The following is a 19790-nucleotide window of genomic DNA, read 5'->3' as shown; positions in this document are numbered from 1 at the left end:
TATGACGGCATGGGTCGATGGGAGCCGGGAGCGCGCGAACGCCTGGTCATGGCGGCCGTCGACCTGTTCACCGAGCAGGGGTACGACGCCACGACGGTCGCGCAGATCGCCGAGCGCGCCGGCGTCACCAAGAGCACCTTCTTCCGGCACTTCCCCGACAAGCGCGAGCTGCTGGTCGCCGGGCAGGAGACGCTGAGCCGGCTGTTGAGCGAGGGCATCGCCGAGGCCCCGGCCGGCGCCAGCCCGCTCGAGGCGGTCGCCGCCGGCCTGGAGCGGGCCTCGACCGCGATGGGCCCGATGAGCCGGGAGCTCGCCCCGCGCCTGAAGGCCGCCGTCGCCGCCAGCACCGAACTCCAGGAGCGCGACGCCCTCAAGAGCGTCAGCCTCGCGGCCGCGATGACCGCCGCCCTGGTCGCTCGCGGCGTGCCCGATCCGACCGCCGCCCTCGCCAGCGAGCTCGGCGTCCTCGCCTTCAAGCGGGGGTACATCGAGTGGTCGGAAAGCGACCGCGCCGCCGAGGACGGCTTCGCCGCCCACCTGCGGAAAGCCCTCGACGAACTACGGGCCGCGAGCGCATCGCTCGGTTGATCCGCGCGGGGATGTCGAGAACGGCTCGGCGGCTCCGTCCCAGGGGCGGATGCGGCCGGCGTGGCCGCATCACCGACCGGAAGGACAGCGCCATGGCCACCGCCGAGGACCTCGATCGCGCCACCGACTCGCAGTGGGACTGGGTCGCCGAGCACACCCGCACGTACCTGGCCTCGGGCGGCACGGAAGGCCACGAGCGCGACGGCCTGCGCACGCTCGTGCTCGCCACGACCGGGCGTCGCACCGGCACCCCTCGCCGCACCTGCCTGATCTACGGCACCTCGGGCGGCGAGTACGTCGTCGTCGCCTCCAAGGGCGGCGCCGAGCAGGATCCGGCCTGGTTCATGAACCTCGCGGCGGACCCGAGCGTCGGCGTGCAGGTCGGCACTCGCCGGTTCACCGCCAGCGCCCGCGTCGTGTCTCCGGCCGAGCGAGCGAACCTGTGGGAGCAGATGGTGGCCGTGTTCCCGCTCTACGCCGAGTACGCGCAGAATACCGGCCGCGAAATCCCGGTCGTTCTGCTCACCCCGCCGGACGGGCCCCAGTAGCGCTGTGGGTGATGGGGTCGGGGTACGAGGACAAGCGGGCCGGGGTGGGCACGGACTCGTGTGTGGGGTGCGGCTGGTCAGCCGTGCGGGACACGCGAATCCGTGGAGGGCGAAATGCCGGAAGGTGGCCGGTCGGCCGGGGAAGTCACGTGGAAGTTGTTGGCGGGGCCGGCGTTCTGGGACTTCTGGTTCGGAATGGCGGTCGGATTCTGCCGGGTGCCGGCCTTGGAACCGGTGGGCGTCCAGGGCCCGATATTCTCCTCGACGGGAACGGGGGAGGGACGGGCATGAGCGATCACGCCGGTGTGCTGGCGTTGGCGGACCAGTTTCGGGAGGCGCCGAACGATGGCGTCGCCGCCGAGTTGGCGGAGCGGAGCCGGGGCCGGTGGTGGCTGGGGAAGATTCCGGCCGCGACCGAGGCCGCCGTCGACGTGATGTACCAGTTCCTGGAGCGGTATCCCGACGGTTCCGATTCGCCGCTCCAGGTGGTGCCGTCGACGATCGAGCCGCCCAGCGCGCAGCTGGCGTTCCACATGGTGTTCCCGCGGGCGGAGTTCCATCCGCAGGGTGTGGACGAGCCGGATGCCCGCAAGCCGCTGTACCCGGGCGCCGGCGTCGCGGTGTGGCAGTACAAGGGAATGCTGCCTCGTGCCGCGGTGAAGCCGCCGTCACCGGAGCTCGCGGCTCTGGTGCGTGCGGCGGCCGTGCCGGCGTGGCCGGACATTCTCGCCGTCCATGAGCGGGCAGCTGTGCTGGCCGACGTCTCCCTCGACGACCTGCTCGGCGTGCTGGTGCATCCGCCGGCGCCGGACGAGCACCACCAGCGGCGGCCCGACGTGTGGATCAGGTCCGTGCAGGTGATGGCCTGCCTCGGCATCGCGTGGCACGGTGTCGAGCACCCCTGGCGCGGTTCGCACCGGGCGCAGGTGCTGACGGAGTTGTGCCTGGGTCCCGAGGACTGGATCACCGAGGCCGCCGCCTTCGCGATGGTCGCTGCGGCGTGGGCGGATCCGGCGCTCCGGCGTGATGCGGGCACGACGGTGGCGATGCGGTGGATCGAGGCCGAGAAGGCCAGCCATACGCGGCCCGTGACGATCCTGGAGTCGCTGACGGAGTTGGTGCTGGCGTGTCCGTGGCTGGATGCGCACGTGACCGAGCTGGCGGCCGCCGTGCTCGTGAACGTGCGGCAGGAGGAGCCGGAACCCGTGCCGGCCGAGCGCATCCGGGAGTTGCAGGAGCTGGCCCGGTCGTATGCGCCCGACCGGCGTGGGCGTCGTTGGTTCCGGTTCGGCCGACGCTGAGCCGCGACCGTCCGATATGGTGCGTCCATCACTGGGCATCGGGGTTTCGGGGAAGTGCTGCGCGGTCATCGACGCGCGGCGCGGTTGACGCTGGAGCAGTTGGCCGAGGCGTCGGGGGTCAGCGCGCGGACCTTGTCGGACATGGAACGCGGGCGGAGCAGGGGGCCTCAGCACCGTACGGTCACCGCCCTGGCCGACGCGCTTGCCCTGGAAGGGGATTCCTGCAAGGAATTCGTCGAGCTGGCGCGTGACGGCCGGCTGCGGGACCACTGGACGCGCCCGGCCCGCCTGTGCGAACTGCCCCGGCTGGTCGACGACTTCGCCGGCCGTGCCGCGGAACTGGCCTGGGTGCGCGAGCTGGCCCACGTGGAGGGCGCCGGCGTGGTGGGGCTCGTCACCGGTTCGGGAGGTATGGGGAAGACCACGCTCGCTGTCCGGGCGGCCCACACCCTGCGGCCGAGTTTTCCCGATGGGGTGTTTTTCGTTGATCTGCTGGGCATGTCGCCGAATCCGGCGGCCGCTACCGACGCGTTGCGGCTGCTGCTGCGCGCCCTCGGTGTCGCCGATGAGCAGATCCCCGCGGACGTCGCGGGGCGTGCTTCGGTGTACCGATCGGTGTTGCGGGACCGGCGCGCGCTGGTCGTCCTGGACAACGCCGGGTCGGAAGAACAGGTGCGCCCGCTGCTGCCGGGAGACGGCGCGAGCCGGGCGCTGATCACCGCCCGGCGGCTGTTGGCCGGCTTGGAGGGCGTACGCCGGCTCGCCCTGGACCCGCTGTCGTCGCCGGAGGCCACCGAGCTGCTGACCGGGATCCTGGGCGAGCGCGCCGCCGACCAGGAACCGGCGCTCGACCGGCTCGTCCAGCTGTGCGAGGGCATGCCGCTGGCGCTGCGGATCATCGGGAACCGGCTGGTCAGCCGGCTCGGCTGGGATGCCGCCGGACTGGTGGCGCGATTGGCGGACGAGGAGCACCGCCTCGACCAGTTCAAGGCCGGCGATCTGAAGATCGCCACCGCGTTCGCGATGTCGTACGAGCAGCTCGCGGAGGACGCCCGCCGGATGTTTCGGCGGCTGGCCGTCGTGCCGAGCCCGGACTTCGACGCCACCCTGGCCGGTGTCGTCGGCGAGGTGCCGGTCGAGGTCGCGTGGGATGTCCTGGACGAACTCGTCGACCTCGGCCTGCTGTTCGACGGTCCCGCTGGGCGGTACTGGTTCCACGACCTGGTCCGCCTGTTTGCTCGCATGCGGCTCGAGGCGGAGGAATCCCCGGCCGAACGCGAGGCGTTGGCGGCGGCCGTGACGTCTTGGCTGCGGACCTGATCGCGGCTACTTCTGCGTGTTGTTCTGCGTGGTGCCGGCGGTTCCCGGCGAGTTGACTCGACTGCACCGGGACATCGTCACCGGACGCTGTACAACTCGACCAGAAGGACAACCGCACCATGTCGGACAGGCCGACGAAGATCAGCTTCGTCTATTCCAACCCCACCGACCCGGCCGCCTTCGAGGCCGCCTACCCCGACCAGCTCGCGCTGGCGCGGCAGCTCCCCGGCCTGATTCGGCTCCAGGCGTCGACGGTCTGGCCGAAGGAGGACGGCAGCCCGACCCCGGCGTACCGCTTGCTGGACCTGTACTTCGTCGACTACGCCGCGGCCAGCGCCGCCGCCGCGGCGGCGGGCAGCCTGGTCGGCGCCACCCGTGAGCACGCCACCGGCGGCTTCATGATCGCATTCGCCGACGTTGTCGAGGACACCCTGCTGTAGCTCGTGACGGCTGGCGGGCACGTCGAGCCCGCCGGCCTCACGTCTGTTCGAGCGGTTGCAGGCCAGTTCGTCCCTGCTCAACTGCTCGCATCACCCGGTAGATCGTCTCCGACTTCGGCGTCGGCCGCGGCACGCTGTTCAGGCCGATCTCCTCGGCCCGCCGCGCGATGGCCGCCCGCACCTCGGCCAGGTCGGTGTCGTCCTCGAAGAACGCCACCGACAGACCGTTGCCCGTGGCCGGGTCGACCAGGTGGTAGCTGCCCAGGACCCCCGACACCGCCTTGGCCGCGTAATCGAACGCGAGCCGCTGTACCCGATCCTGGCCAGGCCTGTCGAGGGTGCCGTGCCCGCGCACTGGCCGGTTCGGCGTCGATGCGAACCTCGCCTCGTGAGCAGCGGCCGGTGCCGCTCGTCGGGGAGACGAATTTACGCGGCGTTTTCGCGGCGCAGCAGGCGAGGACAGCGCAGGTAACACGTGGTGCCGACCATGTGCGGGTGGCCGGTGACCTCGGTGTGCTGTCCCTCTACGAGGGGTTCTTCAGCGGTGGAGCGCGCATCCTGCACAGCGACGTCGTGGCGGGCCTGCACGGCCGCGGCCAGCGGCATCGCGTACTGAGCATCCACGGGCAGGCTCACCGTGAGGTGACGTTGCAGCGCATGCAGGACGATGCCAGCTACCGGAAGCTTGTCGCCGCCGGCGTAGCCGTGTCCGCGCTGCGCGACGGCAGCACGGGGCCGGCGGAGTTCGACGAGGCCGAGATGGCCGTCTTCGAGCGGGAGATCTCAGGTGTCGAGGTGCTGCTCACGCTCAAGGAGCAGCCGCTGCGCCTGGTCAACCAGGCCGGCACCCGGGGTAAACCCGTGATCACCTGCCTGCACCGTTCCGATCCGGAGAACCAGGGGGAGGCCCTGACCCAGTTGCACACGGCAGTGAGCACCGGGGTCATCGCGGCACTGGTGTGCTGCGCTGAGTCGACCCGAGCGGCCTACCGAGCCGCCGGGATCCCCGCCGACCTGCTCGAGGTGATCCCCAACGGTGTCGACCTGCGCCGTTTCCGCCCTGACCGGCTGGCGCGTGCCCGACTGCGGCGCGCGCTGGGCATCACGCCTGATGCGCCGGTGATCGCGTTCGCCGCGCGCTACGACGTGATGAAGAACGTGCCGCTGTTCGTGCGGGCCGCGGCGGCTTTCCTGACGGCCAGACCGGATGCGCACGTCGTGATGTGCGGCGCCGGGATGACTGCCGCGAACCCGCACCTCACCGCCGATCTGGCGCTGGTCGGGCTGGAGGCGTCGTCCCGACTGCATCGGCTGGGGGTGCGTGATGACCCGCAGGTGCTGTTCGCCGCGGCCGACGTGGTGGCGCTGACCTCAGCGTTCGGCGAGGCGGCCCCGCTGTGTCTCATCGAGGGCATGATGTGCGGCGCCATCCCGGTCGCCACCGATGTCGGCGACTGTGCGTCCATAGTGGCCGGCCGCGGCCTGCTCACCGCGCCTGATCCCGAGGCTGTCGCCGCGGCCTGGGCCGAGGCCTTGGCCCGCCGCCGCTGGTTCGTTCCCGCCCTGCTGACCAGCCGTATCCAGTTTGGTCGCCGCCGCATGATCGCCTCGTACGCGCGCCTCATCCGTCGCGCGGCCGGCTCGCGTACTCGGATGCCGCTCACCGCGGCGGCACAGCGAGCGGAGGCGGCTGCTTAACCTCCACGAGGAACTGTGCCGTATGCGCAACCTGCGGCTACTTGAATGGCGATCTTGTGGCCGTCGCGGCGCGCAGCGAGTGGTGGTGGCCCGAGGACTCCGTTGTGCTGCGCGACTGGCGTCGATCAGTGCGGCGACGACCGGAGCGGCTTGTGCTCAACGGACGTGTGCCCACCGACGGCCAGATCTATCAGCACGAAACCTGACGCGGCGCGAGGCTAGCCACCTGGTACAGCCGGCGATGCCACCAGGAGTAGGGCGTCCCATTCCCAATCTGTCCTGTGCTCTGGATCTGGGTCGGGCACGTGCGGCGGCGGAACTCGGCGTCGAGGTTGGCGAGCAGGTCGTCCGTTCCGCGCGAAGGTGGCGGAAGCAGGCCCACCAGACCTACAGATGTCCTGCAGATGTCCTGTCCGACTGAAGTTTGCGGTCGTGCAGGCTCCTGAATTGCGATTCGCGAGGTAGCGCGGACAACCCTGCGTGGCTGACGTCCAGGGCTAGTTTGCAGATTCCTGGCTGGGCACAGATCCCACCTCGTTCTTGCCTGCCGTTGTCCGGACGTAGTTGGCGGATCAGGTGAGTGTGTATGGCGGTCCACGATCTCAGAGGGCGGTTTGTGCGCTTTCGTGTAGTTCGTCGTCCCACGATGGCGTGGTGTTCTGACTGGCGGTGAGGCCGTCCGGTTCGCGGACGCGTACAGGCTGGCCATGAGCGAACGCAACGCCTACACCAGCGATCTGTCCGACCAGCAGTGGGCGGTGGTGGGCCCGTTCCTGGACGCCTGGAAGGCCACCCCTCCGGTCGTTCGCGATTTCACCGGGCGTCAGGGCGCGCTCGCGGCGTTGGACGCACTCGTCCACAGCCGGCGGCAGAACAATGCCGTGGAGTGCGGCTTTGCCCGTCAGGATACGGTCGACTTGCTTACGCCGAGTCGATCGGGACGGAGCTCACCTTTCTCGATGGCAGCCGCGCGCAACTGGTCGAAGGCCCGCACCCGGGCCGGCTGGGCGACGAAGTCCTTGATCTGCAGCGCGCAATCACGGGGGCTCTGAACGGCGGTGTCGAACTCGATGTCGTAGAGGCCGTGCGCGTGCACCTGGGCGAGCTGCCCCTCGGCCTGACCGATCTCGCGGTCACCCCTGGTGATCTCGCGGCGGCGCAACTCCGCCAGCTCGCAATGCACTCCGACGAAAACGACGTCGAGGCCGTCCAGCACGGCCAGGCAGTCGATCAGCCGCCAGTGCTCGCTCAGCACGTGATCCATCACGAGGTCGTTACCCGCGTGAGCCATACCCGCGACCGCTCGGTGGAAGCCGGCCCGAGTGCGCATGAGCACCTCACGAAGCTCGTCCGCACCAAGCTCCAGCGTGCGTTCCTTCGCCCGCAGACCGTTGACGACGTCGACGCCCATGGCGAAGTAGGGCGTGTCGAGCTCCCGCAGCAATTGCGCGGCAATACTACTCTTCCCCGAGCTCGACACTCCGTTCAGAAAAATGATGCGCCCTTTTTTGTCGTTCGGGAAATCCACGCGCCAGAGTGTACCATTCAGCGGCCGTGTCGATCATCCTGCTCGAAACGAATTCACGACGCCACGGGTGAGTGCCGACGAACCGACCGGGAAACGACGGCCCGCTATCCGGGTTGTTCGGCTGCCGGCTCGGCGACACGGCGACGCAACTGTCTGATCTCCGGCACGCACTGGGCGCCCACGGTCAGCAGCACGACCAGCGCACCACAGCAGACGAGGACCGGCCCGACGCTGAAGGACGCCGCGAGGGGCCCGCGACCGTGAGAGGGTGGTTGGGGGCGGTATAGGGAATTGATAGACGCCGCTGGGACGCTGCCCGGCATGGTGAAAAATGCAGCGATCGCCCTGGCTGGGGTCCTCGCACTGGCGCTGGCCCCGGCGGCGAATGCGCATGCCGCCGAGCCTATGGCGGGAACGACAGTGATCAACACGGACAACGCGCCCATCCGCACGGGTCCTGGCTGGAACTACGACCTGATCACCTACGGCAAGAAGGGCGACACGTTCGATTGGGAGTGCTACTCCATCGGCAGTGACTGGACGAGTATCTGGCTGTATGGCGAGTACAAGCCCGGCCGCAAGGGCTGGATCGACCAACGCACTGTGACCGATTGGGATGCCAGCTGGCCGTACTGCTGAGAACGGCCGAAGGCGCCCAGCCACTGACAAGTCGGGGAGGTCTTCCCGGGGATCCGCGGCGCGAGCGACTACCGGGCAACCCGCCCGGTAGTCGCTCGCGGCTGGCCCACCCGGCCACACCGACATGGCAGGCAGGGGAGGGCGGCTCCGCCCCCGTCTATCCAGTGCGACATCGCCACTGCGTGCACCACGCGCGATCGGTGGATTGAGAGGTTGTGGTCGCGGAACCGCGCCACCGTCTGCATGGCCACGGCGGGCAGCGGGCCGGACAACGGATTCACGGCAGCGGTCTTGACCTGCGCTCGCAGTGGGTCGCTGGGACAGAACCCGGTGCGGCGGCCGGGGCGTTCGCCGGCAGCAACCACACTGGACTGAACCACTTCCCGCCGACAAACTGAATGGGTATGAGCGGCCCCACTCGTCGGCAGAGGCAGATGTCCGCTGCGCACGACCCTCGGCATGAGTGCGTGTTCGGACGCCGCGCCGCGTCATGGCGCAGCGTTCGGGTCTGGCTCGTCGGTCAGCCATCCGAAGTGGCGAGCGGTGTTCGCCAGGATGTCCATCAACTGTGGTGCGATACCGAACCGTTCGCGGTTGACCGTCAGGCTGTCGGCGAGGTCACCATGCGGCGAGGTGCGTTCGGTGGCTGCCTTCCAGTCCGCCAGCATCTCAACCAGGTCGACCAGGGTCATGCCGTTGATCCCGTCGGCGAAGTGCTCGGGGTGATGACGGTTGTGCGCGTAATGGTGTCGCAGCCCCTCGCCCATCGCTTCGACCAGGGTCCGATGCTCCGCGCTGCCGTAGGTCGTGGCGCGCAGTTGCGGCACGACCTCGTCGTAGACAGCCCGCTCCGGCTCGCGGGTCTTGCTCAGGTCGTGTCGGACCGACCGGTCAAGCAACTCTTTGATCAGCTCGCCCATCAGCTCGGCGACTCGCAGGCTGTGCCACAGGGTGTCCGGCGTGGAGTCGTACGACATGGTCATGCGTCAAGTGTGCGGTCCGCACCTGATCCGGGGAGCGCCCACGTCGGCAATCTGCTGGCCCGCCACGCCCAGCCGGAACCGCGCGACCCGCGGCGTGAGCGGAGGTGACCAGTCAGTCTGTCGATGCGATGGCGTCTTTGATCGCTTGTGCGTCGCTGTCGAGGAGCGACCTCTCGCGTTCCGGCGACCCGGCCTTGAGGGTCCAGCCGTCTCCTGGGTGGCGAGGGATGACGTGCGGGTGGAAATGGAAGACCGTCTGGAAGGCGACTTCGCCGTCATAGGGGAGGACGTTGATTCCCTCGCAGCGCATGCGTGAGCGTCGCAAGGCTCGTGCCATGTCATGGCCGACCAGACGTGAGCGCTCGTGGCTCCGTCGAGGTCTTCGAGGCCCACCGCATGCTTGCAATGGTTCCAGTGCGTCCAGACAGGTGCAATTGAGAACTGGTTTCAAAATGAGCGGTGTGTCTGATGGCTGTGACTGGCAAAGTCATTCTGAAACCAGTTCTTATGAGCACTAGGCCCCGGTTGGTGCGGCGGTGAGAAGTTCGGCGCCGTCGAGGGGCAGGGGTTCCCACTGGACGCCGCCGGTGCGGCCGTGGCCAGGGTCCACGCCGATGAACACGCGACCGCCGACACGGACCCGCACGTGGCGGGCACGCCAGTCGACCGCGGTCCGCTGATGGACTCGGCCCGTACACCGCCAGCGTTGGTCGCCGAAGTACACCAGCGTCGAGTGCCCGTGTATCTGGCCGAACGGAACGACCTGGATCACGACCAGGTCTGGCGGCAGTTGCCCGTCGTCGGCGCCCAGGTGGTCCAATGCCCACCGCAACTGCTCCGCGTGCCCGCCCACATCCCCGATGACAGCCAGTCTGCCCACGTTCACCCCTCCAGAGCCGGCTCCGTCGACTCCACTGACCGGAAAGTGATCACGGAGACGCGTTGGACCGGACGGGTGATTCCCGCACCGACGCGTCACACCGTTGCGAAGGGCCCCGACTATCAGTCAGGCGCTTCATGCTGTGGGCGATGCAGGGCTGGGGATCTCATGCACCTGACCATCACGGTCCAGGCCGAGCACATGTCCGACGAGCTCCGGTCGTTGGACCAAGAACTGGCCGAGGCCGATGAGCTACGCGGTCATGTCCGGCCGGTGGCGGGGCGAGGCACGAGCACGGAGCTGGGCGTCGTCGATTCGGCGTTGATGGTGGCGCTGGGGCAGGGTGGCGCGGCCACGGTGCTGGCGACGGCCGTGATCACGTGGCTGAGGCGCCGGGTCGGCCACGTCTCGGTGAAGATCACGGCGCCGGGCAAGGCGCTCGAACTGAACGTGGAGAACGTGCGCGGGCTGACCGCCGACCAGATCCAAGCGCTCGTGGCCGAGCTCAGCGACTCGTTGTCCGCCGGATCCGACGCCGGCCCTCCGACGTGACGTCCGCACCGGCGTTGAGTTCGCCGGGTGCGCAGATCCTGCTGATCGGCACCAGCAGCCACGTCGACGGGTCGCCGCTTTCGCCGGTCCGTGCGGTGCAACGATCGGTGGACACGCTGGCGGAGGTCCTGCTCGATCGTTGCGGGGTGGACCCGGCGGCGCTGCGACTGGTGCACGATCCCGCGCATCCGCAGGAGCTGGGCAGCGCGATCACAGCGGCCGCGAACGCGGCGGAGAGCGTGCTGCTCGTCTACTACGCCGGGCACGGACTGGTGGGCCCCGGTAACGGCGAACTGTATCTGGCCACTCACGCGACCGACGATCTGGTCGAAGGCTTGACCTACAAGGCTCTGCCTTACTCGGCGGTGCGGGAGGCGCTGACGCGGTGCCGCGCCAGATCGATCGTCGTCGTGCTCGATTGCTGCTTCTCGGGCCGCGCCGAAGGCGCATACGGGACGGTCGCGGCGAGTGCGTTCGCCGCGACCGCGGTCCGCGGCACCCACGTGCTGGCATCCGCCGCGCGCGACGAGGCTGCACTGGCGCTGCCCGGGGAGGACTACACGGCCTTCACCGGGCGCCTGCTGAAGTTGCTCACCGTCGGCGATCCGACGCGCGGCGAATGGTTGAGTCTGCTCGACGCCTACGACTGGCTGGACCGGACGTTGTCGGCAGACGGACTGCCTCGCCCCCGTCAGCACGTCAGTGATACCTCCGGACGGTTGGTGCTGGCGCCCAACGCCGCGGCCGTCGACGTGCGGCGAGCCACCGAGCCGCCCGCCGACGTGGACTGCCCCTATCGCGGCATGGACCGTTACGGGCCAGCGGACTCGCGCTACTTCTTCGGCCGGGACAAGGCGATCGCCGAACTGGTCCGGCGGCTTGGGGACCCTGTGGCGCACGGCCCACTGGTGGTCATCGGACCGTCCGGGTCGGGGAAATCGTCCCTCCTGCACGCCGGGCTCCTGCCCGCCCTTGAATCCGGCGCGCTGCCCGGCTCGTCGGGATGGACTTCCCGCGTGTTCACGCCGGGCGAGCATCCGCTGGCCACCCTCGCGGCACAACAGCCATTCACTCACGCGGACCGAACGGTGCTGGTGGTCGATCAGTTCGAGCAGCTGTTCACGGCGTGTCGCGACGAGGACGAGCAGGCCGAGTTCATACAGGCCCTACGCGCCGCGGCCGAATCGGGCACCCGCGTCGTTCTCGGCGTCCGAGCCGACTTCTACGCCCAGTGCATGGCCCATCCGGATTTGGTGACCGCGTTGCGCGACAACGCTTTCCTGGTGTCGCCGATGACCGATGCGGAGCTTCGGACAGTCATCGAAAGGCCCGCGCGGGTGGCCGGCCTCTCGCTCGAAGCCGGGCTGGCCGATCTCGTGCTTCGGGATTTGCGCGCCGGCCACGCGGAGTTCGACGCGGTCGGAGTGCTTCCCCTGCTGTCCTATGCGTTGCTGGCTACCTGGCAGCGGCGCTCGGGCGTCACACTCACGCTCGCCGGCTACGAAGCCAGCGGCGGCATCTGGGAGTCGGTCAGCAGACGGGCCGAAACGACCTATGGCGCGCTAGAACCGGATGCACAGGAGGTCGCGCGGCGGGTGCTGTTGCGGATGATCCGGGTGAGCATGGGCGCCGAGCCCACGCGCCGGATCGTGCCGCGCGCCGAGCTGGTCGCGGCCGGTTCCGAGTCCGAAGTGGAGGCGGTGCGGCGGGTTCTCGACGTGTTCGCCCGGGACCGGCTGATCACGGTGGACGCCGACACGGCCACACTCACCCACGAGTCGCTGCTACGGGCCTGGCCGCGGTTGCGACAGTGGATCGAGCGCGACAGCGCGGACCTCGTCGTCCATCAGCAGATCAACGACGCGGCCGAGCAATGGGAGCGGCTCCAGCGGGATGCCGGCGGGCTCTACCGGGGCCGCGCCCTGACCGAAGCGGAGCTGTGGCGGGAATCCCGGGACAACGAACACGAGCTCACCGCGCTCGAACGCGACTTCCTCGATACCAGCTCGGAAGGCCGGCGGGCGCAGGAGGCAGAGGCCGACCGGCAGCGACTTCGGGAGCGCCGGCAGAATCGCCGGCTTCGGCGGCTCACGACCGGCCTGGCGCTGCTGGCCGTCTTCGCCGTGGTGGCCTCGATCCTCGCGGTACTGCAGACCCGAACCGCGGACCAGCAGCGTGCCGAGGCGCAAGAACAGCAGGACGTCGCCACCGCCCGACTGCTCCTCTCGCAGGCTGAAGCCGCCCGCGCCACCGACCCGCGGCGCGCGCTGCAACTGGGTATCGCGGCGGAGAAGATCCACCCCGACTCGCAGACCCACGCGAGCCTGGTCGGGACGCTCGCCGGGACCTCCTACGCGGGAACGCTGACCGGCTTCACCGACACGGTCGGACAGGTCGCGGTCTCGTCGGCCAGCCTGGTCGCGACCGCCTCCACGATCCGCGTGCCGGACAATCCCTCGCCGTCCAGCGGTGGGGGCCCCATCGGCGGCGCGGTCGCCAAGAACGGATCGACGAACCTCCCGGCGCCAACGACCACTGCGGCGCCGAAGACCAAGGAACAGGGCTCGATCAGGCTGTGGACGCTGCCGGCGACCGGCCTGCCGCGCCGGATCGGCCCCGAGATCGTCATCGACACCGACCGCGTCAGGTTCCTGGCCTTCGCGCCCGACGGCCGGTTCCTTATCACTCCTGGCGACCACGACCAGCTCCTGACCGTGTGGGACGTGTCCGATCCCGCGAAGCCCAGCCGACACGGATCGCTGGACGCCGGCGAGCGCACGGAGATCCTCGCCGCGGCGTACTCGCCGGACGGCCACACACTTGCCGCGGTCGGCGGTCACACGATCACCGTGTGGGACGTGTCCGAACCCGCCCATCCCACGATGAGGAGCAAGATCGACTCTCCCCAGAGCGGCGGCGTCGATTCCGTGGCCTTCACACCCGACAGCCGGACACTCGCCGTCGGCAGCGACGCCGAGATCCGGTTGTGGGACGTCAGCGATCCGGCTCAGCCGCGCCAGGTCGGCGCGCCGCTCGCCGGTCGGTCGCCCATCGCCTTCTCGACGGGGCGATCCCTTCTCGCGACCCACGACAAGAACCCGAACTCCAAGAACCAGAACGCGTTTGTGCTCTGGGACCTCGGCAATCCGGCCGCGCCCGCGCGGATCGGCCCGCCCCTGACCGGAAACAACGCCGCCGTCGCGTTCTCGCCGGCCGGGGACGTGGTCGCCACGGCCGGTTTCGACGGCACCACGACATTGTGGGACATCACCAATCCCGCCGCCCCGATGCGAAGCGGAAACCCGCTGATCGGCCACACCAACTACGTCCTGTCGGTGGCCTTCGCGCCACAGGGCCGGGCCCTGGTGACCGGCAGCCAGGACCAGACCGCCATCCTGTGGCGCCCCGCCGCCGCCGGGCGTCTCCGCCAGCTCGGAGCCGTCACCCCCAACGCCGACTCGATCGCGTTCCGGTCAAAGGGAGGCACACTCGTCGGTGGCGGCTCCAACGGAACCGTCACCGTCGCCGACATCACCGAGCCGTCCCGAGCCGTCCCGCGCACCCAGATCACGTCGGGGAAGACCGCCCAGCTCTCACCGGACGGCCGCATGCTGGCGGTGGGCGGCGCCGACGGCCTGACCACGTTGTGGGACCTCTCGAACGTCGCCGGCCCCGTCCGCGAATCCACCCTGCCGGGTAGCGGCGGCCCGGCGTTGTTCTCACCGAACAACGCAATGCTCGTCACCGGCGACGAGAAGAAGTCGATCCTCTGGGACGTGTCGGACCCGCGGCATCCCGTCGAGCGTGATGGAGACCTGCCCGCCATCATCGTGCTGATCGCCGCGTTCACAATGGACAGCAGGACGCTGGCCGTGAGCGACATCTACGACTTCGACGGCAAGGTCACGTTGTGGGACGTCACGGACCCCGTGCGACCACGACAAAAGCCCGACCCCGTCATCGCGGGCGACGGCACGAATGTCACGGCGGCGGCATTCAGCCCCGACGGCCTGACCCTCGCGACCGGGCGCGCGGACGGCCGGATCATCCTCTGGGACCTGGCTCACGGCCAGCCCGTCCGCCGTGGGCAGCCGCTGACCGGTCCCGGCGAGCCCAATGGCAACACCAGCGCGCTCAGCAGCACCGTGAGTGTGCTCGGCGTGGCCTTCTCGCCGAACGGCAGGCTTCTCGCGACGACGAACCTGATGAACAGCGTGATCCTGTGGGACGTGACCGATCGTGCCGCCGCGCACGACCTTGGCGCCCCGGTGCCCGTGCCCACCAAGCCGCCGCGCGAGGTCATGTTCTCACCGGACGGCACCACGCTCGCGACCTTGGGCTTCGACGGCAACGCTGCCTTGTGGGACATCAGCGAAGTCACCACACTTCAAGATCACGGGGCCGAAAGGGCCTGTGCGATCACAGGAACCGGCCTCGACGAGGCGTCATGGTCCCGTGACATCCCGGGATTGCCCTACCGCTCCACCTGCCCCTAGCGGCTGGTCATCCCACCACCGGCATGAGCGAGTAGCCGGAGTGGGCGCCGTCCGCGGCAGAAGCGGACGGTCGATGGCGTCCGAACCGGTCCGGATTGTCAGAGGGCTCTGGCATGCTGCGATCGTTGCCGAAGGGGAGGACGGAACATGGAGCAGCTGCGGGCATTGCCGGGGCCGGCGGAGCCGCGGGACGCCGGCGTCGGGTGGGACGCCGTTCGTAGGCAGGTCGGCAGTTCGCTGCCGCCGGACTTCCAGGACTTCGTCGACACCTACGGGCCCTGTGCGGTCGGTGCCCTGGAGCTCGTCAGACTCGGCCGGGGTGGCTTTCTTGCCGGCGTCACGTGGGAGTACGAACGTGTGAGGCTGCTGCGGCACCTGTGGCCGGAGCCTGGCTGCGCCGAAACCACCTATCCACTGTTCCCCGAGGCCGGAGGCCTGATTCCGTGGGCAACGGACGGCACAACCCGCTACTACTGGCGGCCGGTGGGCGCCGATCCCGCGACGTGGCCGGTCGTCATGATCCCGAGCCACGGCGGCGAGGTGCGGGAGGTGGCCCGCAGTGCCACGGACATCATCCTGGACTTCGCGGCCGCCGGGGCGACGATGAAGGCGACCCCGCTCGCCGACGACGTCGCCTGGCTCGAAATGCCGTTGCCCGATGTGCCTCAGGTGCACGGTTTCCTGCCCCAGGACTATGAACGACTGGTCGCCGAGTACGGTCCAGGGACCTTCGGCGGCGTGTTCCGGCTGCTCACGCCCGGCGGCCCCGACGGCTTCGACAGCACGTCGCCCCGGTCGCTGCCGGCCGCGTTGTCGGACCCGAGCGGTGTGGTGCCGTGGGGTGAGTTCACCAGCGGGGAGACCTGCTGGTGGGCGCCGTCGTGGTGGACACCGAACGGTTGGCCCGTCGTGGTGTTGGACGCCGACGGGGTTGGGTGGCAACGGCTGCCCTACACCGCCACCGGGTTCCTGCATCGCTGGCTGGCCGGTCTGCTCGATCTGCCCGTGCTCAAGGCACGGCCCGAGGACACCAGCTTTCGCTCCGTCGCCGGGACAGCGGCCACCGTCCACGTGCCACCGATGGCTGACACGCCCGGCGAGGACGCGCCCCCGCACTGTGCCCACCTCATGTCGGTGGTAGGCCCGCCGCCCGCTCCGACGGTGATCGACTGGTCGCAGGTCGAGACGGAGTTGGGCAGCGGCCTGCCGGTGGCCTACAAGTGGATCGCCGAACGCTACGGTCGGGGGACGTTCGCCGACGGTCTCCAGGTGCACTGGCCGTCCGCCGCCTTCCCGACCGACCTGGTCTCCGAGCATCGCGACCTGTGCGAGACCTACCGGGACATCCAGGACATGGACGAGGACGTGCTTCCGGGTGTCGGGTGGTTTCCCGACTCCGGCGGCCTGCTGCACTGGGCGAAGGTCCACAACGGTGGCAATGTGTTCTGGTGGGACACCAGCGCCTCCGATCCTGACGACTGGACGGTGGTCGTCGGCTACCACGAGTGGGAGGAGTGGAAGCCGACCCCGTACCGCACGGCGGAGTTCCTGGTCCGCTATTTCACCGGCACGCTCGGCGATCTCTCGTCGCGCCGCACCGCGCACCTCCCGCCCGTGTTCCTACCGGACGACCAGCGGACTCGCGAGGTGGCTCCGCGATGGTGAAGGTCCAGAATGGACGGTACTGACGTGCCGTTGCCATCGGGGCGGGCTCAACCATCGCGGCAATTGCGGATGTTCGCTCGCAGCTCCACGCATCCGCCATTCGACATGGATCGGCCAGGTGGACCGGGCACCCCAACGGCCCCGGCCTGCTCCGCGGGGGGGGCGCGGGCAGGCCAGAGCCGGGATGCGGTGCGGTGCGGTCATTTCACGATGATGGTGGTGCGTGCGGTGGCGGTGTTGGTGAACGGGGTGGCCGTCGCGGTCGCGTCGGCGGTCAGGACCGACCACAGTGGGGATGCGCCGGTGACGGTGTAGGTAGTGCTCTGGCCCGCCGCGAGGGTGGGCGGAACACCGGTCCAGGTGAAGGTGATGGTCCGCCACAGGTGCGTGTCCACGGATGTCGGAGTTGGGGTGGCCGAGGCCCACAGGAAGGCCATCGGTGCGGGGCTGATCTGCAGAGCGACGTTGGGCGCGGTGGCGGGAGCGGGCCCCTGGTTGGTCAGGGTCAGGGTGAAGGTCACGGTCCGGGTGAACAGGCCCGTCTTCTGGACTTGCGCGGTCAACGTCAACGCCAGGGTGGCCTGGTTGGGGACGTTGGTCAGAGTGAAGTTGGCGGTGCCGCTGACGCCTGGGGCGGTCGCGGTCACAGTGTAGGAGCCGACCGTGTTGTTGGCGGTCAAGGTTGGGGCGGTGGCCACTCCCGTCGCATTGGTCACCGCGGTGGCGTTGGCCGCGCTGCCGGGGAAGGTGGCTGACGGCCCGCTGGTGGGCGCGGTGAAGGTGACCGTGACGCCGGGGACCGGGTTGCCGTCGGCGTCGGTGACCGCGGCGGCCAGCGCCGTCGGGAACGCGGTGGCGACCGGGGTTGACTGTCCGCTGCCCGCAGCGGTGGTCAGGGATGCCGGGGTGTAGGTGATCGTCACCGACGAGGTGCCGGTGGTGTCCGGGGTGAAGGACACCCCGGTGGCCGCCGGGATGGCGAACGACGATCCGCCGCCGCCGCCCCCTCCGGCGCCCCCGAAATCAAAGACACCCGCAGAACTGAAGCAGGAGAGCGCATCGGCCGAGCCGCCGCCACCACCACCCTGGTAGCCGCCACCACCGCCGCCACCGCCGCCTGAGGCGGCGGCTCCTCCTCCGCCGCCCTGTCCCAGGCTTCCGGCCGCCCCGGCGCCGGATGTGTTCGTGATGACGCAGCCGGCTGGCACGGTGGTGGCCTGACCGCGCGAGCCACCGGTGCCGCCGGTGGTGGCGCTACCGGCTTGGCCGCCGCCGGCGCCGTGGACGACAACCGGCAGTGGGCCCACGTCGGAGTTGAAGGTGGCGGACATGTCCGTGCCGGACGTGCCGGCAGCACCGGCTGCTCCAGCGCCGCCGCCGTTGGCAGGGGCACTGGACGGGGCGTGATTGCCGCCGCCTCCACCTGCCCCGCCGGCCGCCACGACCAGCCGCGAGTCAGTGGTCGGCAACGGGGTGGATGACGACAGGGTGCGCACATCGGAGCCGCCCCCGCCGCCCCCGCCCACCGAACTGCCCGCACAGACGCCCGTGGAGGTCCCGCCGCTTTGGAAGCCGCCCGAACCGTTGCCGCCGCCGTTGAAGCCGCCACCGCCGCCGATGCCTCCGGAGATGTTGGTGGCGCCGTTGCCACCGACCTCGACATACAGGGTTTGTCCTCCGGTGACCGGCACGGTCGCGGTGGCCGTTTCGCCGAAGCCGCCGGTACCGCCCGTGCCGCACTCGCTCGCGCCGGGCGCTCCCTTGGCGCCTACCGCGGTCACCGTCACGTGGGTTACCCCCACCGGCACCGTCAGGGTCTGCTCAGCACCGGTGAAGGTGAAAGTCTGCGTTATGGGGGATGCCGATACGGCCTGGTTGTCGGTCGTCCTCGCGACCCCCGCCACCGCGGTGACCGCCGACGACAGGAGCCCACAGATCGCGAAGATCGCGATAGGCAGAACACGGCTACTACACATGGGGTACTCCAACAGAAAGGAGGATTGCCACGATCAGCAGAGTGCGTGCGGGTCCAAAATACCTATACGACCAAGGGCTGTTCGGGTGATTTCGCTAGGCGGCCGGCGTAGTCCATTCGGGTTGTCGGTACCGCCGACATACCCGATCGGCGGTCGCCCACATTGCCGGTCGAAGGAAGCGGGGCAGTTCCCCGAGTCCGAGCGGCACAGCAGGGGCCGCAGATCGATCCGTCGGTCGATCGCGCGGCGGACGACGATCTCCACGGTTAGGATCTCTCCATGGCTCCCTGCCGCCATCGCGCGTTATCCCTTGCCCTCACGCTGTCCGCGCTGCTCACCGCAGTTGCCGCCTGCCAGGTTCCGGTCGGTGACGGCCCGTCACCAACGGGCGCGCCGAGCACCGGCGCCGCGTCAGGCCCCTTGGCGGCGGACGACAAGAACGCGCCGATGCCCGCGCCCGGCACGTGCCACATCGGCCAGCGGGACGGGCAGCCGCTGCCCGACCCGCACTGCACGCCCGGCGCGATCAACCCCCAGGTCACCCAGAACACGATCAAGGACACGATCTGCCGCAGCGGCTGGACGAAAACCGTCCGGCCGCCGACATCGGTCACGGACAAGATGAAGGCCCAGTCGGCCAAGTCCTACAGCCTCGGGGCCGGTGAGAAGGGCGAGTACGACCACCTGGTGTCCCTGGAACTCGGTGGCGCGCCGGATGATCCGCGCAATCTGTGGGTGGAGCCGGGGTCGATCCCGAACCCGAAGGACGCGGTGGAGAACAAGCTGTCCGACGCGGTGTGCTCGGGCCTGATCCCGTTGTCGGTCGCGCAGACTGCCATCGCCTCGAACTGGGTGACGGCGTTCGACCAGGCGGGGCTGCGGGTGTCGGGCGGCAAGGTCTGTCTGCGCGACGATCCCGCCAAGTGCGCCACCGGCAAGGGCACCGGCGACGGCGAATAGGCGGCCACGGGGCGAGTTCCCCGGTGACATCCACCGCGGCTCGGATGCCCTGGCCGGTTGAGCCCGGTGTGTCGCGCCCTGTCGTTCACGTCGTCGAGCGCCTACCGCGGTGACCTCCGGGCCATCGCGCGACGGACCGCGGTGCAGCGCGGCCGAGGCTATAGTCGGCTGGCGTTGTCGCGCGTCACGAGCCCGGCAAGGCCGTTGCCATGGCGG

17 protein-coding genes are annotated in these 19790 nt (G+C 69.7%); 11 read left to right on the top strand and 6 right to left on the bottom strand.

Annotation, left to right across the window (positions count from 1 at the left end; all coding sequences use genetic code 11):
* Nucleotides 1-9 precede the first annotated feature (9 nt).
* The 5 genes from BCF44_RS49670 (at nt 10) to BCF44_RS49650 (ending at nt 4197) form a co-directional block, all read left to right on the top strand.
* Nucleotides 10-588, top strand: a complete 579-nt coding sequence (locus tag BCF44_RS49670) for a TetR/AcrR family transcriptional regulator (RefSeq protein ID WP_116181582.1) — start codon at nt 10-12, stop codon at nt 586-588.
* A 92-nt stretch (nt 589-680) separates the two neighbouring features.
* A complete protein-coding gene (locus BCF44_RS49665; protein WP_116181581.1) occupies nt 681-1136 on the top strand; it encodes a nitroreductase family deazaflavin-dependent oxidoreductase in 456 nt (151 codons plus the stop codon).
* Nucleotides 1137-1423: 287 nt separating this feature from the next.
* A complete protein-coding gene (locus BCF44_RS49660; RefSeq protein ID WP_116181580.1) occupies nt 1424-2437 on the top strand; it encodes a hypothetical protein in 1014 nt (337 codons plus the stop codon).
* 54 nt (nt 2438-2491) lie between these two features.
* Nucleotides 2492-3757 carry a helix-turn-helix domain-containing protein gene (locus tag BCF44_RS49655; RefSeq protein ID WP_116181579.1) on the top strand — a complete coding sequence of 422 codons (1266 nt, stop codon included), beginning with the start codon at nt 2492-2494 and terminating at the stop codon, nt 3755-3757.
* Nucleotides 3758-3876: 119 nt separating this feature from the next.
* Nucleotides 3877-4197, top strand: coding sequence for an EthD family reductase (locus BCF44_RS49650; RefSeq protein WP_116181578.1), 321 nt, complete (start codon nt 3877-3879; stop codon nt 4195-4197).
* A gap of 37 nt (nt 4198-4234) precedes the next feature.
* Here the strand turns inward: BCF44_RS49650 and BCF44_RS49645 are convergent, their stop codons facing one another.
* Nucleotides 4235-4552: a hypothetical protein gene (locus tag BCF44_RS49645; protein WP_116181577.1), complete on the bottom strand. Its 318-nt coding sequence runs from the start codon at nt 4550-4552 to the stop codon at nt 4235-4237.
* 47 nt (nt 4553-4599) lie between these two features.
* Here BCF44_RS49645 and BCF44_RS49640 point away from each other — a divergent pair, with 47 nt between their 5' ends.
* Nucleotides 4600-5895 (top strand): glycosyltransferase, encoded by a 1296-nt coding sequence (locus BCF44_RS49640; RefSeq protein WP_211353607.1) that lies wholly within the window; start codon nt 4600-4602, stop codon nt 5893-5895.
* Between the two features lie 901 nt (nt 5896-6796).
* Here BCF44_RS49640 and BCF44_RS49635 read toward each other — a convergent pair.
* Complete coding sequence (locus BCF44_RS49635; protein WP_116181576.1) at nt 6797-7423, bottom strand: chloramphenicol phosphotransferase CPT family protein; 627 nt, start codon at nt 7421-7423, stop codon at nt 6797-6799.
* 321 nt (nt 7424-7744) lie between these two features.
* On the opposite strand from BCF44_RS49635, the gene BCF44_RS49630 reads away from it, so the two are divergent.
* A complete protein-coding gene (locus BCF44_RS49630) occupies nt 7745-8062 on the top strand; it encodes an SH3 domain-containing protein (protein ID WP_147328982.1) in 318 nt (105 codons plus the stop codon).
* A gap of 488 nt (nt 8063-8550) precedes the next feature.
* On the opposite strand, the gene BCF44_RS49625 is transcribed toward BCF44_RS49630, so the two are convergent.
* From BCF44_RS49625 to BCF44_RS49615, 3 genes are all read right to left on the bottom strand, one after another.
* The gene (locus BCF44_RS49625) at nt 8551-9039 is read right to left on the bottom strand and encodes a DUF5662 family protein (RefSeq protein ID WP_281283254.1); all 489 of its coding nucleotides are present in this window, start codon (nt 9037-9039) and stop codon (nt 8551-8553) included.
* Nucleotides 9040-9157: 118 nt separating this feature from the next.
* Complete coding sequence (locus BCF44_RS59030; protein ID WP_116181574.1) at nt 9158-9382, bottom strand: HIT domain-containing protein; 225 nt, start codon at nt 9380-9382, stop codon at nt 9158-9160.
* 177 nt (nt 9383-9559) lie between these two features.
* Complete coding sequence (locus BCF44_RS49615; protein WP_211353606.1) at nt 9560-9925, bottom strand: hypothetical protein; 366 nt, start codon at nt 9923-9925, stop codon at nt 9560-9562.
* 168 nt (nt 9926-10093) lie between these two features.
* Here BCF44_RS49615 and BCF44_RS49610 point away from each other — a divergent pair, with 168 nt between their 5' ends.
* From BCF44_RS49610 to BCF44_RS49600, 3 genes are all read left to right on the top strand, one after another.
* On the top strand, nt 10094-10477 hold the full coding sequence (locus BCF44_RS49610; protein WP_116181573.1) for an effector-associated constant component EACC1: 384 nt from the start codon (nt 10094-10096) through the stop codon (nt 10475-10477).
* Nucleotides 10474-14973 (top strand): caspase, EACC1-associated type, encoded by a 4500-nt coding sequence (locus tag BCF44_RS49605; protein WP_116181572.1) that lies wholly within the window; start codon nt 10474-10476, stop codon nt 14971-14973. Before BCF44_RS49610 ends, BCF44_RS49605 begins: the two co-directional genes overlap by 4 nt.
* Nucleotides 14974-15120: 147 nt before the next feature.
* The gene (locus tag BCF44_RS49600; RefSeq protein ID WP_116181571.1) at nt 15121-16638 is read left to right on the top strand and encodes an SMI1/KNR4 family protein; all 1518 of its coding nucleotides are present in this window, start codon (nt 15121-15123) and stop codon (nt 16636-16638) included.
* Between the two features lie 200 nt (nt 16639-16838).
* Here the strand turns inward: BCF44_RS49600 and BCF44_RS58860 are convergent, their stop codons facing one another.
* Nucleotides 16839-18425: a DUF11 domain-containing protein gene (locus BCF44_RS58860; RefSeq protein WP_211353605.1), complete on the bottom strand. Its 1587-nt coding sequence runs from the start codon at nt 18423-18425 to the stop codon at nt 16839-16841.
* A gap of 468 nt (nt 18426-18893) precedes the next feature.
* Between BCF44_RS58860 and BCF44_RS49585 the strand changes: the two genes are divergently transcribed.
* Nucleotides 18894-19574 carry a hypothetical protein gene (locus tag BCF44_RS49585; RefSeq protein WP_116181570.1) on the top strand — a complete coding sequence of 227 codons (681 nt, stop codon included), beginning with the start codon at nt 18894-18896 and terminating at the stop codon, nt 19572-19574.
* The last annotated feature ends 216 nt before the right edge of the window (nt 19575-19790 follow it).

This window comes from Kutzneria buriramensis (assembly GCF_003387475.1).
Classification (GTDB): Bacteria; Actinomycetota; Actinomycetes; order Mycobacteriales; family Pseudonocardiaceae; genus Kutzneria; species Kutzneria buriramensis.
Note: the sequence above shows the minus strand (reverse complement) of the source record. Positions and strands in the feature narration are given on the sequence as shown.